Origin of the sequence: Armatimonas rosea, from assembly GCF_014202505.1 — a bacterium.
Classification (GTDB): Bacteria; Armatimonadota; Armatimonadia; order Armatimonadales; family Armatimonadaceae; genus Armatimonas; species Armatimonas rosea.
The window spans coordinates 1,436,850-1,451,225 of the sequence record NZ_JACHGW010000001.1 but is presented as its reverse complement, the minus strand read 5'-3'; the positions used below and the strand labels follow the sequence as shown (position 1 = coordinate 1,451,225).

The following is a 14,376-nucleotide window of genomic DNA, read 5'->3' as shown; positions in this document are numbered from 1 at the left end:
ACGGCGGGCCGCTTTAGCCGCCCGTATAATAACCACCATGAGATTAGGTGGCCCCGTTTTCGGGGATATTTCGACACCCCAGAGATGGGTCGCCGCGGTGCAGGCGGCGGGCTACCGGGCGGCGTACTGCCCGGTGAAGAACGACGCATCCAAGACAACCATTGCAGCCTACGCCCAAGCGGCGCGAGAGGCCGATATTGTGATCGCGGAGGTCGGGGCGTGGAGCAATCCCCTCTCCCAAGACCCACAAACGCGGCGCGAGGCGCGGAAGTTTTGTAAGCGGCAGCTCGCGCTGGCGGACAAGATCGGGGCGGTGTGCTGTGTCAATATCGCGGGGTCATTGGGGGGAAAATGGGACGGACCCTGTGCCGAGGATTTAACCGAGGCGGCGTTTGCGCAGATTGTCGAGAGTGTCCAGGAGATCGTGGACGCAGTCCAGCCCGATCGGGCGGTCTACACGCTGGAGACCATGCCCTGGATGTACCCGGACTCGCCGCAGAGCTACCTAGACTTGATGCAGGCCATCGACCGCAAGAGTGTCGCGGTGCACCTTGATCCGGTGAACCTCATCAACTGCCCCGCGCGCTACTTCAACAATGCCACCCTCCTGCGCGAGTGCTTTGCGCTACTTGGGCCGCAGATTGTGGGAGTACATGCCAAAGATATCGCGCTGCGGGAGAACCTCACGGTGCATCTCGACGAAGTGCGCCCCGGCCTGGGCGAACTGGACTACAGCGTCTTTTTGGAGGAAATGAGTGCGCTCCCCCCCGACACGCCCTTTATGCTGGAGCACCTGCCCAACGAGGAGGAGTACCGGCTCGCGGCGGCGTTTGTGCGGGCACAGATGCCGTGACGGAGATCGTCCGGCTCACCCAGAGGGTACCCGGGCCTTCGGCCGCCTCCTCGTTCCTCGTCGGTACAAGATTTTTCCGAGCGAAGCGAGGCGGCGGAGGGACGACGCCCCATAGCCGGACGATCTCCGTCCTAGGCTCGCGGCGGCGTTTGTGCGAGGGTGTGCTAAAATTCTTTGATGAGGGCCAACTATTGGCGGCTCCTTCCCGATAGAAGCTTTACAGTGGAAGGAATTCGCAACGAAACGGAAAAGGGAAGTATGGCACTCCGCGCCTCATCGGAGCGTAGCCTGTTGCTCCGTGCCCAGCGCGGCGACCGTGCTGCCTTTGATGGCCTCGTCCAGCTCCATCAGACCCCGCTGCGTGGGTTCCTCCGACGCCGCCTTCCCAGCGACGCGGTCGAGGACGTGATCCAGGAGACCTTCTTGGCGGCTTGGTCTGCCCTCCCCGCCTTCGAGCCGCGGGTGCGCCTCAAGACCTGGCTCTACCGAATCGCGCTCCATAAAGTGGCCGACAGCATGCGCCGCTCGTCGCGCGAGGTCCCCTTCGACCAGCTTGCACAAGAGCCGGTGGACACAGGCTTGGCTGCCACAGAGAACGCGCTCTGGGCACGGGCGCTCCTCGCACAGCTCCCCGATGAGCAGCGTCTCCTCCTGGAGCTCTACTACTTTGATGACCTAACTCTCGCCGAGGTCGCTCTGGTCCTGGACCGTAACCTCAATACGGTAAAATACCACTTCTACCAAGCACACGCGCGCAGCCTCCGGCTCAGTGGAATGACAAATCAGGAAGAAGCACACCCATGAAAAATCTCTCCACGTGCAACGACGAGGCCCTGCTCTTGCTGGTGCACCGTGAGCTCCCCCTCACCGGACGACTCCGCCAGTACCTCCACCTCGCGGGCTGTCCTGCCTGCCGTGCGCAGCTCAAGGCCTACGCCCAGGTGTCTTCCCGGCTTGCCCAGGGCCTCACCCAGCCCGGCCAGCAGCCTCGGTTTGCGGCTCTCACCAGCGGCCCCGCCTACCCTGCGCCCCTTGGGATGCTCCTCGGGCTCATCGTGCTGATTGTTGGTGCGACCACGGCCTTTGTCGTGGAGTGGCGCTCCGCCAACCCTGTCCCCCGCCCCGCCGCTGCCTCGTCCCCGACCACCGCCGAAGAGTGCAACACCACACCCCCTGTCGCCGGTAGCCCTGCCGTCTCAGACCATCCCCCACGTAAGAAGCGCTGACGGGTATACTCTCCGTTATGGAGCGCATAGGAAACGTCGCCCTCATCACGGGGGCCTCGCGTGGCATTGGAGCGGCAACGGCTCTCTTGCTTGCGGAGCAGGGAGTCGATATTGTCATCAACTACCGGAGCAAGGGGCCGCGCGCCGAGGAGGTCGCCGCGCAGGTGCGGGCACTCGGGCGGCGTGCTCTGCTCGCGCAGGCCGATATCACCGAACCCGAGGAGCGCACTGCGATGGCGGAGCGTGTCCACCATGAGTTTGGGCGGCTAGACCTGCTGATCCTCAATGCCAGCGGTGGGATGGAGAAAGACAGAGACGCCGACTACGCGCTCCGGCTCAACCGGGACTCCCAGCTAGCCACGCTCGATGCCCTCTTGCCGCTGATGCCACCGGGAGGCCGCGTGGTCTTTGTCACCAGCCACTGGGCGCACTTCTACGGGACACACCCGGTCGCCCCCGCCTACGAGGCCGTGGCGGCGAGCAAGAAAGCGGGCGAGGACGCGCTCCGGGCCCGCATTCCGGCGCTGGAGGCCTTGGGCATCCGCCTCACGATTGTCAGCGGCGACGGCATTGAGGGGACCATCACGGTCAAGCTCCTGGAGCGCCTCCAGAAAGGCACTCTAGACAGCAGCCGCGATCTCCCGACAATCGCTGAGTTTGCTGCCGCCATTGTCGCCTCCGCCACCAACAACAACCTAGAGTCGGGGCACATCGACTTTATCGGCTCCACCGAGCCCACCCCCTAACCCCCGCCGGGCGGGGGGACAAATAGGAAGCAGATTCCTTGTATTCCCCCTGTTGCACGGGGGTTAGGGGGTAAGTCGCTGCCGAATCTGGGAGAGCGTCCCGCAGGTCAAGTAGAGCTCATAGGTGAAGACCATGCCGGGCGTGATCGCAAACTTGGTCAGCGGCGCAAAGTACGAGCAGCTCCCGTGCTCCGGCTTGCCGTCGCCGAAGCGGTAGCAGGTCAGCTCATCGGCGATAGGCACCTTCGCCCCCACCCCGAACTCATCTTTGTCCACGTAGGCCGCCCAGTGCTCGGGGAGCTTGCGGCCCTCGTTGGGCCAGCCGGGCTTGCTGCGCGCCGCTTCGTTGCCCCCAACCACCAGCGTGTCGAGGTCGGGCTCTAGAAAGATCGCGGGAATCTCGTGGTGACGGCTGGCGTGGGAGTGGGTCCCGGAGTAGGTCAGGCGGTACTTCACCTGCGCGAGCTCGCCCTTGAGTGTGATCCACTGCTCGAAGATCGCCTCGGGCAAGTCCGTACAGCCCGCCCAGTTGCGCCCCATGGTCTTGGCGTAGAGCTCGGTCTTGCCGATCTTGAGCGCCAGCACTTTCGCCGCCGTCCCTTTGTAGTCCCCGCCCTGCACCGGGTTCCAGCGCCACGGCTTGTTTCCCCAGATCGAGCCGTCGTCGTCGCCGTAGTAGCTCTGCTGCACCAGGCGCCCGTGGTCCCAGTGGTTGAGCAGGTTCCGCTCGGACTTGGAGAGCGAGAGCCAGCCAAGCGCCGCCCCCGACGACACTTTTACCCCGATTCTCAGCTTGCCGTTGTCGAGGTAGGCCCACTTCTCGGCGGGCGGCAGGACTCCGGCGGGCTCGGCGTCTTTGAGGTTCGTGAACCTCCACTCGCGCACCAGCTTGCCGGTGGCATCTTTGAGGCGGAGCCAGGAGAGCGCCAGCTCGCCTTGGCCCTGGCAGGGATCGAGACGGAGTGCCGTGAGCGCGCCCTGCACGGGCAGAGTCGCCTTTAGCTCCTGCCATGTCTCGCCGGGCGTGTAGCCCACTAGGACACTGCGCTCCGCCGCAAACCCACCGCGGGCATCGCCCCAGAACACCTCCGCCGAGCCGCGTGTCTTTGTCCGCTGCCGCCACTCCAGTGTCAGCGACCCGCTCACCGACGGCACCTCGCTCGCGATCAAGTACGGATCGCCGCCCGTGGTACGCACCACGAGATTGCCCTTCCGCGCCCCAAGATGGCACTCATGCGCCGCCTTCCAGCCCCCTAGCTCTTGCTGTCTCATACCAACGGGTTCCCCAAACCTACCAACTTTTCCTGCGAGTGCTATAATTTGAAGCATGAAACTACACGCCTATGATGAGCTTGTTGAGCTTCTCGCATCGGCTCCTGGTTTAGCAAGCTTCCACCTATCTGAAGAGTCTCGTACACGTGCTTGGGAGCTTGCGAAGCGCGAGCGTGACGGAAACCTCACGGAAGAAGAGCGCCAAGAGCTCGAGACATTTTCTCAGCTTGAGCATGTGGTAAGGCTCGCCAAAGCCCGTGCCCTATCCCCTATCGCCGCCTAGCTCATGAGTACCACCTACATTCCCACTGAGCTTCGCCGCCGCGTGCGTGAGCGGGCAGGTAACTGTTGTGAATATTGCAAAATCCGAGAGATCACAACCCTCCTCGGCTGTGAGGTGGATCATATCATTAGCGAAAAACATGGTGGCCTCACGATCGAGAGTAACCTAGCCCTTGCCTGTTTTGAGTGTAATCGCGCCAAGGGAAGTGATCTGGGTTCTTATCTTACTGCCGAGGCGACTCAGCTCACGCGATTTTTTCATCCTCGGTGGGACGACTGGACTGTACACTTTCTCTATCAGCCAACAGGTGAGCTCGTCGGCCTGACTCCTGAGGGTATTGTGACAGCCCGTCTCTTTGATTTTAATAGAAGCATTCGTGTGGCAGAGCGTGTCGCTCTCAACCTGCGAGGGCTCTATCCCTGAAGCTAGTTTTCTTGTACAGTGTATAATTCAGGCCATGTCTTCCCGCTTTGAGATCGGAAAAGCCGATTTTCTCCTCGATGGTAAACCGATTCGCCTCCTGTGTGGCGAGCTCCACTTCGCCCGGATTCCGCGTGAGTACTGGGCGCACCGCCTGAAGCTACTCCGTGCGATGGGCCTCAATACGGTGGCGGTCTATCTGTTCTGGAACCGCCACGAGCCCCACCCCGGCAAGTTCGACTGGTCGGGGATGGCCGATGCGGCGGCGTTTATCAAGCTCGCTCAGCAGGAGGGCTTTCTGGTCTGCCTGCGGCCGGGGCCGTATGTCTGTGCGGAGTGGGAGATGGGTGGCCTGCCCTGGTGGCTCCTCAAGAAGAAAGACATCCAGCTACGCTCGTCGGCGGATGCGGACTACCTCGCCGCGGTCGAGCGCTACTTAAAAGAGGTCGGGCGGGTGCTGGCACCTCTGCAGCTCCCCCATGGCGGCCCCATTGCCTTGGTCCAAGTCGAGAACGAGCTGGGGGCGTACGGAACCGACCGGCCCTACATGGAGGCGGTGCGCAAGTTCTTACTGGCAGCAGGCTTCACCGATGTCCCGCTCACCGCGTGTGACTGGTCGTCGAACTTTACGCAAAACGCGCTCCCGGGCGTCCTCTCCACCGTGAATTTCGGCAATAGCGCCGAGCGCAATGTCGCGGAGTTCAAGCGCAAGCGCACCGGGGATGGCCCAGTCTTTGTGAGCGAGTACTGGAGCGGCTGGTTCGACCACTGGGGCAAGCCCCACGAGACTCGGCCTATCGCGGGAGCGCTCCAGGACCTGGGCTGGATCCTCGACAACGGCGGCTCGTTCTCGCTCTACATGACCCACGGTGGGACGACTTTCGGGCCCTGGGCGGGCGCGGGTGGGCCACCCTACGATCCGATTGTCACCAGCTACGACTACAACGCGCCGCTCGATGAGGCTGCCAAGCCCACGGAAAAGTACCACGCGCTCCGGGCGCTGCTGGCCAAGTGGCAGCCCGACGGCAAGCCGCTCCCGGCGATCCCGGAGCCTCTTCCCGTGATCGCAATCCCCGAAGTAAGCCTGACCGAGCGAGCGCCGCTCTTTGCCAGCCTGCCCCGTGCGATCCGCGCCGAGAAGCCCGCCGCGATGGAGAGCTACGACCTTGGGTTTGGAGCCGTGCTCTACCGCACCACGCTCCCCGCTGGGCCTGAGGGCGTGCTCAAGCTTGCCGAGGCGCACGACTGGACTCAGGTCTTTGTGGACGGCGTGCGTGTGGGGGTCCTGGACCGGCGGCGCAACCAGTCCACCCTGCGCCTCCCCGCGCGCGAGAAGCCCGCCCAGCTCGATGTGCTGGTCGAGGCGATGGGGCGCATCAACTTCGGGCGCGGCATCCACGATAGAAAAGGTCTGGTCGGGGAGGCGAGCCTCGATGGCAAGCCGCTCATGGGCTGGGAGGTCTTCCCGCTCTCTTGGGGCGAGTCGCCGCTGGCAGGCCTGCGCTTCTCCGAGAAGGCTCCCACCGAGGGGCCGGCGTTCCATCGGGGGAGCTTCACCCTCACCCAGACCGGCGACACGTATCTCGAAATGAAGGGCTTCCGCAAGGGGATGGCCTGGATCAATGGCAACGCGCTCGGGCGGTTCTGGCATATCGGGCCACAGCAGACCCTCTACTGCCCCGGCTGCTGGCTCAAGAAGGGCAAGAACACACTAGTCGTGCTGGACCTGGAGACTCCCACTAGGGCCACAGTGGTAGGTAGGACGGCCCCGATTCTCGATGAGCTCGTGGTCGACCTGAGCCAGCGCCATCGCAAGCCAGGCCAGACCCTGCGGCTGGAGGGCCTCACCCCCACGCACACGGGCACCTTCGGCCCCGGCGGCGAGTGGCAGGAGGCACGCTTTGCCGCACCCGCCAAGGGACGCTACCTCTGCCTGGAGGCACTCAGCGCCCACGACAACAGTGTCTACACCACCCTCACCGAGCTAGAGCTCTTGGGGCCAGACGGCAAGCTCCTGCCACGCAGTGCCTGGAAGATCGCCTACGCCGACAGCGAGGAGCTGATTGGGGAGAGCGGGACGGCGGACAATGTCTTTGACCTCCAGCCGGTGACCTTCTGGCACACGGCCTGGAGCAGCGATAAGACCGCGCACCCGCACCAGCTCGTGGTCGATCTGGGGAGCGAGCAGACGGTCACCGGAATCCGCTGCCAGCCACGCCAGGACAACGACCACGGGCGTATCAAGGCCTACCGGGTCTTTCTCAGCACAACTCTCTTCCCCGGCCTCTGATCCCGGCTGACGTGGAGGTCAGGGGCACCGCTTCGCTCCTGGCCTCCGGCCTCGATGTCGCTCCGCGACTTGTGCCTTTATCAAATTCTACTTTTTTGATTGCATAAGTAGAATAATGCGAGTACACTGTCTCCAGTATGTCTTGGCCGATTGTTCTTGGGCTTGTCGCGACCTGGCTCGTGGAGGCGAGTGCGCTACCGCAGCTCTGGCGGCTCCACCAGCAAAACGACACCGACGGTGCGTCTCTTCTCTGGCTCTGTCTCCACCTCCTTGGGCGCTTGGTCGGGCTGAGCGCGGCAATTGTCGAACACAGCGAGCTCTTTATTGCCTTTTTTCTGGTGGGAACGCTTGTCCGTGGTGCGCTTCTAGCAAAGATACTCGCCTACCGCTCACAGCACCGGAGCCTGCAGCATGTCTGACCATCGCGTGGACGGAGAGTCGCTAGATGCAGCCGCGCTGCTCACCGAGGCGGTGGGACACTTCGGCGACGGCCTCAAGCTGGCCTGTAGCTTTGGCGCGGAAGATGTCGTGCTCCTAGACCTGATCGCGCAGAACAAGCTCCCGATCTCAGTCTTCGTGCTCGACACGGGCCGGCTCCACCAGGAGACCTACGACCTCTGGGAGCAGCTCAACCAGCGCTATGGTATTAAGATTGTCGCCTACACGCCCCAGACCGAGCCGCTCCAGCAGCTCCTCCAGCTCAAGGGCCCGGGGAGTTTTTATCACTCGATCGAGAACCGCCGCGAGTGCTGCCACCTCCGAAAAGTCGAGCCGCTCTCCCGCGCTCTCGCGGATGCAGCGGGCTGGATCACCGGACAGCGCCGCGAGCAGTCGGTCACCCGCGCGAGCCTCCCAAAGTGGGAAACAGACGCCACCCACGGCGGTATCGCCAAGCTCAACCCGCTGGCGGACTGGACCGAGGCGCAGGTCTGGGACTACATCAAGGCCCACCGCGTCCCCTACAACAAGCTCCACGACCAGGGCTTCCCCAGTATCGGCTGCGCCCCCTGCACCCGCGCCATCGAGCCGGGCGAGGACCTGCGCGCCGGACGCTGGTGGTGGGAAAACCCCGAACAGAAAGAGTGCGGCCTGCATAAATAATGCCGCCCATACCGCATCATGGCCGGAACGGCCTTTGTGTCGGAGCCTGCGACGATAGCAAGACGCCCCCGTTTATGGGGGCGAGACGCCCCCCTCCAACGGGGGCGGGAGAATATTATGAACGACGTTGAACGAATCAAGAAAGAAAAAGGCGGGCTGGAGGTCTGGAACGACCTGCAGCGGATCGCCGCCGAAGGCTACGCGGGAATCGATGCCGACGATATGTTCCGCCTGCGCTGGCTGGGGCTCTACGAGCAGAAGCCCAAGGACGGCTTTTTCATGCTACGGATTAAAGTACCCGGTGGCCAGCTCAACTACGACCAGCTGATCGCTGTCGCGGAAGTGACCCGGGACTACGCCCGCAATATCGCCGATATCACCACGCGCCAGAACTTCCAGTTCCACTGGATGGCCCCGCAGGACTTCCCCGCGATCTTTGCCAAGTTCAGCGCGGTCGGGATCAGCACGCTTGGAGCGTGCGGCGATATCCCACGCAACGTCACCGGCTGCCCCGTCGCGGGCCTCGATCCCAACGAGACCTTCGATGCCCAGCCCTACGCCCAGGCGGTCCATGAGTACTTCCTCGGCAACCCGGAGTTCGCCGACCTGCCGCGCAAGTACAAGATCTCTATCACCGGCTGCTGCGAGCACTGCTCCCAGCCGGAGATCAACGATATCGCGGCGACAGCCGTCATCAAGAACGGAGAGAAAGGCTTTCACATTCGGGTCGGGGGCGGTCTTTCCACGCGGCCGTTCCTCGCCCAGAAGCTCAACTTCTTTATTCCCGCCGACAAGCTGGTCGATGCCTTCCGCGCGGTCACCGAGGTCTACCGGGACTCGGGCTACCGGGAGAACCGTAAGAAGGCACGTATCAAGTTCCTCGTCGCCGACTGGGGCGCGGCCAAGTACGAAGAAGAGGTGCTCAAGCGCCTGAGCTGGGTTCCTGAGCCCGCCCTCACCGAGGCCGAGTGGCCCGAGCCGACCAACAACTTCCGCGACCATGTGGGGGTGCATCCACAGAGCCAGCCCGGGCTGTTCTGGGTCGGGGCCAATGTCCTGACGGGGCGCATGAACAGCGAGCAGCTCTTCGAGGTCGCACGCCTCGCCAAGGAGTACGGCACCGGCGATACCCGCACGACCAACCAGCAGAACCTGCTGATTGTCAATGTGAAGGAGGCCGATGTCCCCACTGTGGTCGCGGGCCTGGAGGCGATCGGCTTTCCCGTGGTGGCGTCCCCGATCCGCCGCGCCGCCGTGGCCTGCACGGGCAGTGAGTTCTGCAACCTCGCCCTCACGGAGACCAAGAACCTCATGTGGCAGATCGTCCGGCACCTCGACAAGACGGTCTCGCTCGATGAGCCCCTGCGGATCAACCTCAATGGCTGTCCCAACGGCTGCGGCCAGCACCATATCGGCGATATCGGCCTCCAGGGCTGTGTCGTCAAGCTCCCCGAGGGCGGTTCCGTGGACGGCTACGATATCTCGCTCGGCGGTCGCCTGGGCCGCGATGCGAAGTTTGTCCGCCCGATCTGGCGTAAGGTCCCCGCGACCGATGTCCCGGTCGCCCTGGAAAATCTGCTCAACGGCTACCTCAACGAGCGCGACGAGGACGAGGACTTTGGGAGCTTCGTTGACCGTGCCAGCGACGACGAGCTCGGTGCGCTGATGCGCACGGCGTTTGTGGAAGCGGCATGACAACCTCTCCCCCCCAGCCCCCCTCACCTAAAGGCAAGGGGGGAGCCAGAGGGGTCGCCGAAAGCCCCTTGCCTTTAGGTGAGGGGTTGGGGAGAGGTTCTCTAGAACCCGCCCTCGCCACCCTCGAATCCGAAGCCATCTATGTCCTGCGGGAGACCTACGGACAGTTTGAGCGCCCCGTGCTTCTCTTCTCCGGCGGCAAAGACTCTATCGTCCTGGCACACCTCGCCGCGCGGGCGTTTGCGCCTGCCCGGATTCCCTTCAAGCTCCTGCATATCGACACGGGGCATAACTTCGAGGAGACCCTGACATTCCGAGACAACCTCGCTCGGGAGCTACGCGCGGATCTGCTGGTGCGCTATGTCGAGGAGACGATCCGCGCCGGGCGAGTCACGGAAGAGAGCGGCCCCGAGGCGACACGCAACGCGCTCCAGACCCGGACACTTCTCGATGCGCTCGACGAGCTCCGGGCCGATGCGGCGCTAGGGGGAGCACGGCGCGACGAAGAAAAAGCGCGGGCAAAAGAGCGCTTCTTCTCCCACCGGGACCGCTACGGCCAGTGGGACCCGAAAAACCAGCGCCCCGAGCTCTGGAGCCTCTACAACGGGCGAAAAGCGCCCGGCGAGCACTTCCGGGTCTTTCCCCTCTCCAACTGGACGGAGCTCGATATCTGGCGCTACATCAAGGCCCGTGAGATCGCCCTGCCGTCGCTGTACTTTGCCCACGAGCGCCGGGTCTTCAACCGCCGGGGAACCTGGCTGGCAGAGTCCGAGCTGCTCCCCTTGCTTCCGGGCGAGAAAATCGAGACGCGCCGCGTCCGCTTTCGGACGATGGGCGATATCACGGTCACCGGCGCGGTCTTCTCCGATGCCAGCACACTCGACCAGATTATCGAGGAAGTGCGCACGTTTCGGGTGACCGAGCGCAGTGGTCGCGGCGACGACAAGCGCTCCGAGGCGGCGATGGAAGACCGCAAGCGCGCGGGGTATTTTTAGATGGAACTCTTGCGATTCTCCACCGCGGGGAGCGTGGACGACGGCAAATCGACACTGATCGGGCGGCTACTCTTCGACTCCAAGGCCATCCCCGATGACCAGTACGAAGCGATCCAGCGCGCCAGCCAGAGCGACGATGGCGGGGTCGATCTTGCCCTCCTCACCGATGGCCTGCGCGCCGAGCGGGAGCAGAAGATCACGATCGATGTGGCCTACCGCTACTTCGCCACTCCCAAGCGCCGCTTTATAATCGCTGATACGCCGGGGCACGCCCAGTACACGCGAAACATGGTCACGGGCGCCTCGACTGCACAGGCGGCGGTGATCTTGGTAGACGCGCGCAATGGGCTCTTAGAACAGTCGCGACGGCATGCGGCCCTCTCGGCGCTGCTACGCGTTCCCCACCTAGCCGTCGCGATCAATAAGATGGACCTGGTCGGCTTCGATGAGGGAGTCTTCCGCCAGATCGAGGCGGAGTTTGCGGCGTTTGCGGCCAAGCTGGGTGTCACCGCGACCGCGATTCCTCTCTCGGCGCTGGCGGGCGATAATGTCGTGGAGCGGAGCCAGAACACCCCCTACTATAGTGGGCCGTCGCTGCTGGAGTGGCTAGAGAGCCTGCCGGTCGCCGAGACCCGCGGCGATGAGCCGTTTCGTTTTCCCGTGCAGTGCGTGATTCGGCCCCACCAGAACTTCCGCGGCTTTGCCGGCCGTGTCGCGGGGGGCAGTGTCCGCCCGGGAGACTCCATTATCGCCCTGCCCTCGGGGAAGCGCTCCGTGGTGAAAGAGATTGTCACCGCCGACGGCAACCTCGCAGAGGCGAGCTCGGGTGAGTCGGTCGTGCTCACGCTCACCGATGAAGTCGATATCAGCCGCGGCGATCTCATCGCCTTGCCCGAGAACCCACCGACAGTTGCGCGGCGCTTCACGGCGACTGTCTGCGTGCTCAGTGAGGCGGGGCTTGCCCCCGGACGGCCCTATATCGCCACACACACCACGCGTCAGGCAACGGCAACAGTAGAAAAAATTGAGTACCGGCTCGCGGTCGAGACACTCGAACACGAGGAAGCACGCAGCCTGAGCCTCAATGAGCTGGGGCAAGTGACCATCGCCCTCGCGCAGCCGCTCCTGCTCGACCCCTACCAGCAGAGCCGCGAACTGGGAGGCTTTCTGCTCCTCGACCCCGCCACCAGTGTCCCGGTCGCGGCGGGCATGGTCACCGAGCTCCTCCCCGACTCCGCCCACGAAGCCGCCGCCGAGCCCTGGAGCCGCACCGAGCGGGAGCTGCGCCACGGCCACCGCGGTGGGCTAGTCGTGGTTCCCAGCCGCGCCGCTGCCGCCACCTTAGAGCGACGGCTCGCAGCGCAAGGCTGGCACACCGCATTTGTCGAGAGCGCCCCCGGCCCCGAGCTCGCGGAGAATGGGTTCGTGGTCCTAACTCTTGGCGAACCAAGCGCCTCAGTCGAGAGCCAGCTAGAGGCCCTCACTCTCCCGGGGAGCAACCTCATTGGCTTTGCCGAGGGAATCTAGCGATACACTAGCCATTATGTCTGAAGCCGTCATTCTCGCAGGAGGGAAGAGCCGTCGGATGGGAGCGGACAAAGCGCTCCTCAAGCTCGGCGACGAGACCTTGCTCACCCGCACGATCCGCCTGCTTCAGGAGAGTGGGCACACCCGCATCACGATTGTCGGGCGGGAGGCAGACCTGCAGAATGTCCACTTCCTCCCGGACAGCCTCCCCGATGCCGGGCCGCTCGCCGCGCTGGCAACGGCCTTGGCTCAGGCAGAGGGCCCCCTCCTTGTGGTTCCCTGCGACCTCCCCTTGCTCTCGGTGGAGGCGCTCCGCTGGCTCGGCACGCAAGAGACGGGTGAGCTTGGGGTGGTCGCGGTCACCCCCGACGGCATGCCGCAGCCGCTCTTTGCCCGCTACACCCCCGCGCTCCTCCCCACCCTCCAGCAGGCGCTAGAGCGGGGCGACCGCTCGTTCAAGCCACTTCTGGCCTCCGGGCTCCTGCGCCTTGCTCCCCTGCCCGCCGCCCTCGCCTCACACCTGGAGAGCGCCAACGACCCAGAGAGCTGGCAGCGCCTCACCCAGAGCCCCGAGCGTCCCAAGCCCAGCTACCAGCCGGTCTATCTCGACCTGCGTGGGAGGCTTGTGGTTGTCGTGGGCGGTGGTTATGTCGCGGGCGAGAAACTCTCCGTGCTCTTTGAGAGCGGGGCGGTGCTTCGGGTCGTCTCCCCGGAGCTCTCCCCGGAGCTCCAGCGCTGGCACGCGGAGGGGCGCTTTGAGTGGCACCCTAAGCGCTGGGAGCCCACCGATCAGGCCGAGGCCTTTGTCGCCATCGGGGCCACGAACGATAAGACCGTCAACCGAGCGGTCTTTCAGGAGGCGGATCGGCAGGGGCGGCTGGGGAACTCCGTGGACGATCCCAAGTTCTGCAACTTTATCCTCTCCGCTGTCGCGCGCTCCGGGCCGATGCAGGTCGCGATCTCGTCGGCGGGGTGCAGCCCCGCGCTGGCCCAGCGGGTGCGGCGGCGCATTGTCGAGGAGATCCTGACCCCCGAGCTGGGCGAGCTGGCGAGCTTTCTGGGGAGCTGGCGCCCCCGGGTAAAAGCAGCCCTGTCCACCTTTGAGGCCAAGCAGCAGTTCTGGGAGGCAGTCTTAGACTCGGAGATTCCGGCGCTCTTGGCAGCGGGCAACCTAGACGAGGCCAACCGGCGGATGGAGCTGAGGGTTGCCTGTCCCTTTCAAGCAGAGCGAGGAGCGTGTGATGAGCGGTTTTGTCTATCTGGTGGGTGCCGGGCCGGGCGACCCTGAGCTACTGACTCTCAAGGGCCTGAAGGCACTCCAGCAGGCCGATGTGGTCCTTTATGACCGGCTGATCGCCCCAGAGCTGCTGGACTATGCCCCTGCGGGTGCCGAGCGGCTCTATGTGGGCAAGGACCTCGGCTCACCGTCGCAGCCCCGCCAAGACGCGATCCACGAGGCGCTGGTCGCCCATGCCCAGCAGGGGAAGACAGTCGTGCGGCTCAAGGGCGGCGATCCCTTTGTCTTTGGGCGCGGCAGTGAAGAGGCGGCCTACCTACGGCAGCACGGCATCTCCTACGCCGTGGTCCCGGGAGTCTCCTCCGCGATTGCCGGTCCCGGCGCGGCAGGGATTCCCGTCACCCACCGTGGTATCTCCGCTGGGTTCTGTGTCTTTGCCGGGCAGGAGGGCGAGGCCAACCACCTCCCCGAGAGCCACTGGCAGGCGGCGGCCCTAATCGGCACAGCGGTCTTTCTGATGGGAGTGGCACGCCTGCCCAAGATCTTGGAAAAGCAGCGCCAGTACGGCAGGCCCGAGAGCACCCCGGTCGCGCTGATCGCCTCCGCAACGTGCCCCGAGCAGCGCGTGGTCACCGGAACCCTGGCTACCATCGAGAGCCTCGTCAGCGAGATCCTCCCCCCCGCGATTATTGTCATCGGGGACGTGGTCGGGGTGCGGGAGCTCCTCTAGG

At 64.4% G+C, this 14,376-nt stretch carries 15 protein-coding genes; 14 read left to right on the top strand and 1 reads right to left on the bottom strand.

Annotated elements, in window-relative coordinates:
• The first annotated feature begins 37 nt into the window (after positions 1–37).
• The 4 genes from HNQ39_RS06740 to HNQ39_RS06725 all read left to right on the top strand — a co-directional run bounded on the left by HNQ39_RS06740 (position 38) and on the right by HNQ39_RS06725 (position 2,825).
• The gene (locus HNQ39_RS06740; RefSeq protein ID WP_184193176.1) at positions 38–853 is read left to right on the top strand and encodes a sugar phosphate isomerase/epimerase family protein; all 816 of its coding nucleotides are present in this window, start codon (positions 38–40) and stop codon (positions 851–853) included.
• Between the two features lie 258 nt (positions 854–1,111).
• Positions 1,112–1,657, top strand: coding sequence for an RNA polymerase sigma factor (locus HNQ39_RS06735; protein WP_184193175.1), 546 nt, complete (start codon positions 1,112–1,114; stop codon positions 1,655–1,657).
• Entirely contained in the window at positions 1,654–2,079 is a 426-nt protein-coding gene (locus HNQ39_RS06730) for a hypothetical protein (RefSeq protein ID WP_184193174.1), read from the top strand. The genes HNQ39_RS06735 and HNQ39_RS06730 overlap by 4 nt, the downstream gene beginning before the upstream one ends.
• A 17-nt stretch (positions 2,080–2,096) precedes the next feature.
• Positions 2,097–2,825 carry an SDR family oxidoreductase gene (locus tag HNQ39_RS06725; RefSeq protein WP_184193173.1) on the top strand — a complete coding sequence of 243 codons (729 nt, stop codon included), beginning with the start codon at positions 2,097–2,099 and terminating at the stop codon, positions 2,823–2,825.
• 63 nt (positions 2,826–2,888) lie between these two features.
• On the opposite strand, the gene HNQ39_RS06720 is transcribed toward HNQ39_RS06725, so the two are convergent.
• Entirely contained in the window at positions 2,889–4,097 is a 1,209-nt protein-coding gene (locus HNQ39_RS06720) for a hypothetical protein (protein WP_184193172.1), read from the bottom strand.
• 55 nt (positions 4,098–4,152) lie between these two features.
• On the opposite strand from HNQ39_RS06720, the gene HNQ39_RS06715 reads away from it, so the two are divergent.
• The 10 genes from HNQ39_RS06715 (at position 4,153) to cobA (ending at position 14,375) form a co-directional block, all read left to right on the top strand.
• A complete protein-coding gene (locus HNQ39_RS06715; protein ID WP_184193171.1) occupies positions 4,153–4,380 on the top strand; it encodes a hypothetical protein in 228 nt (75 codons plus the stop codon).
• A 3-nt stretch (positions 4,381–4,383) separates the two neighbouring features.
• Complete coding sequence (locus HNQ39_RS06710; protein WP_184193170.1) at positions 4,384–4,803, top strand: HNH endonuclease; 420 nt, start codon at positions 4,384–4,386, stop codon at positions 4,801–4,803.
• 34 nt (positions 4,804–4,837) lie between these two features.
• A complete protein-coding gene (locus HNQ39_RS06705; protein WP_184193169.1) occupies positions 4,838–7,090 on the top strand; it encodes a beta-galactosidase in 2,253 nt (750 codons plus the stop codon).
• Positions 7,091–7,227: 137 nt separating this feature from the next.
• Positions 7,228–7,509, top strand: a complete 282-nt coding sequence (locus HNQ39_RS06700; protein WP_184193168.1) for a PQ-loop domain-containing transporter — start codon at positions 7,228–7,230, stop codon at positions 7,507–7,509.
• Positions 7,502–8,191 carry a phosphoadenylyl-sulfate reductase gene (locus tag HNQ39_RS06695; RefSeq protein ID WP_184193167.1) on the top strand — a complete coding sequence of 230 codons (690 nt, stop codon included), beginning with the start codon at positions 7,502–7,504 and terminating at the stop codon, positions 8,189–8,191. The genes HNQ39_RS06700 and HNQ39_RS06695 overlap by 8 nt, the downstream gene beginning before the upstream one ends.
• 117 nt (positions 8,192–8,308) lie before the next feature.
• Positions 8,309–9,886, top strand: coding sequence for a nitrite/sulfite reductase (locus HNQ39_RS06690; RefSeq protein WP_184193166.1), 1,578 nt, complete (start codon positions 8,309–8,311; stop codon positions 9,884–9,886).
• 86 nt (positions 9,887–9,972) lie between these two features.
• Positions 9,973–10,881: a sulfate adenylyltransferase subunit CysD gene (cysD, locus tag HNQ39_RS06685; protein ID WP_221289850.1), complete on the top strand. Its 909-nt coding sequence runs from the start codon at positions 9,973–9,975 to the stop codon at positions 10,879–10,881.
• Entirely contained in the window at positions 10,882–12,408 is a 1,527-nt protein-coding gene (locus HNQ39_RS06680; protein WP_184193164.1) for a sulfate adenylyltransferase subunit 1, read from the top strand. It abuts the gene before it with no gap.
• Positions 12,409–12,424: 16 nt separating this feature from the next.
• Entirely contained in the window at positions 12,425–13,696 is a 1,272-nt protein-coding gene (locus HNQ39_RS06675; RefSeq protein ID WP_184193163.1) for an NTP transferase domain-containing protein, read from the top strand.
• On the top strand, positions 13,650–14,375 hold the full coding sequence (cobA, locus tag HNQ39_RS06670; protein WP_184193162.1) for a uroporphyrinogen-III C-methyltransferase: 726 nt from the start codon (positions 13,650–13,652) through the stop codon (positions 14,373–14,375). Before HNQ39_RS06675 ends, cobA begins: the two co-directional genes overlap by 47 nt.
• Position 14,376 lies beyond the last annotated feature (1 nt).

Excerpts from the sequence above, each read along its gene's own strand:
- HNQ39_RS06740 (WP_184193176.1), top strand. The coding sequence starts at position 38 with ATGAGATTAGGTGGCCCCGTTTTCGGGGATATTTCGACACCCCAGAGA.
- HNQ39_RS06735 (WP_184193175.1), top strand. The coding sequence starts at position 1,112 with ATGGCACTCCGCGCCTCATCGGAGCGTAGCCTGTTGCTCCGTGCCCAG.
- HNQ39_RS06730 (WP_184193174.1), top strand. The coding sequence starts at position 1,654 with ATGAAAAATCTCTCCACGTGCAACGACGAGGCCCTGCTCTTGCTGGTG.
- HNQ39_RS06725 (WP_184193173.1), top strand. The coding sequence starts at position 2,097 with ATGGAGCGCATAGGAAACGTCGCCCTCATCACGGGGGCCTCGCGTGGC.
- HNQ39_RS06720 (WP_184193172.1), bottom strand. The coding sequence starts at position 4,097 with ATGAGACAGCAAGAGCTAGGGGGCTGGAAGGCGGCGCATGAGTGCCAT.
- HNQ39_RS06715 (WP_184193171.1), top strand. The coding sequence starts at position 4,153 with ATGAAACTACACGCCTATGATGAGCTTGTTGAGCTTCTCGCATCGGCT.
- HNQ39_RS06710 (WP_184193170.1), top strand. The coding sequence starts at position 4,384 with ATGAGTACCACCTACATTCCCACTGAGCTTCGCCGCCGCGTGCGTGAG.
- HNQ39_RS06705 (WP_184193169.1), top strand. The coding sequence starts at position 4,838 with ATGTCTTCCCGCTTTGAGATCGGAAAAGCCGATTTTCTCCTCGATGGT.
- HNQ39_RS06700 (WP_184193168.1), top strand. The coding sequence starts at position 7,228 with ATGTCTTGGCCGATTGTTCTTGGGCTTGTCGCGACCTGGCTCGTGGAG.
- HNQ39_RS06695 (WP_184193167.1), top strand. The coding sequence starts at position 7,502 with ATGTCTGACCATCGCGTGGACGGAGAGTCGCTAGATGCAGCCGCGCTG.
- HNQ39_RS06690 (WP_184193166.1), top strand. The coding sequence starts at position 8,309 with ATGAACGACGTTGAACGAATCAAGAAAGAAAAAGGCGGGCTGGAGGTC.
- HNQ39_RS06680 (WP_184193164.1), top strand. The coding sequence starts at position 10,882 with ATGGAACTCTTGCGATTCTCCACCGCGGGGAGCGTGGACGACGGCAAA.
- HNQ39_RS06675 (WP_184193163.1), top strand. The coding sequence starts at position 12,425 with ATGTCTGAAGCCGTCATTCTCGCAGGAGGGAAGAGCCGTCGGATGGGA.
- cobA (WP_184193162.1), top strand. The coding sequence starts at position 13,650 with ATGAGCGGTTTTGTCTATCTGGTGGGTGCCGGGCCGGGCGACCCTGAG.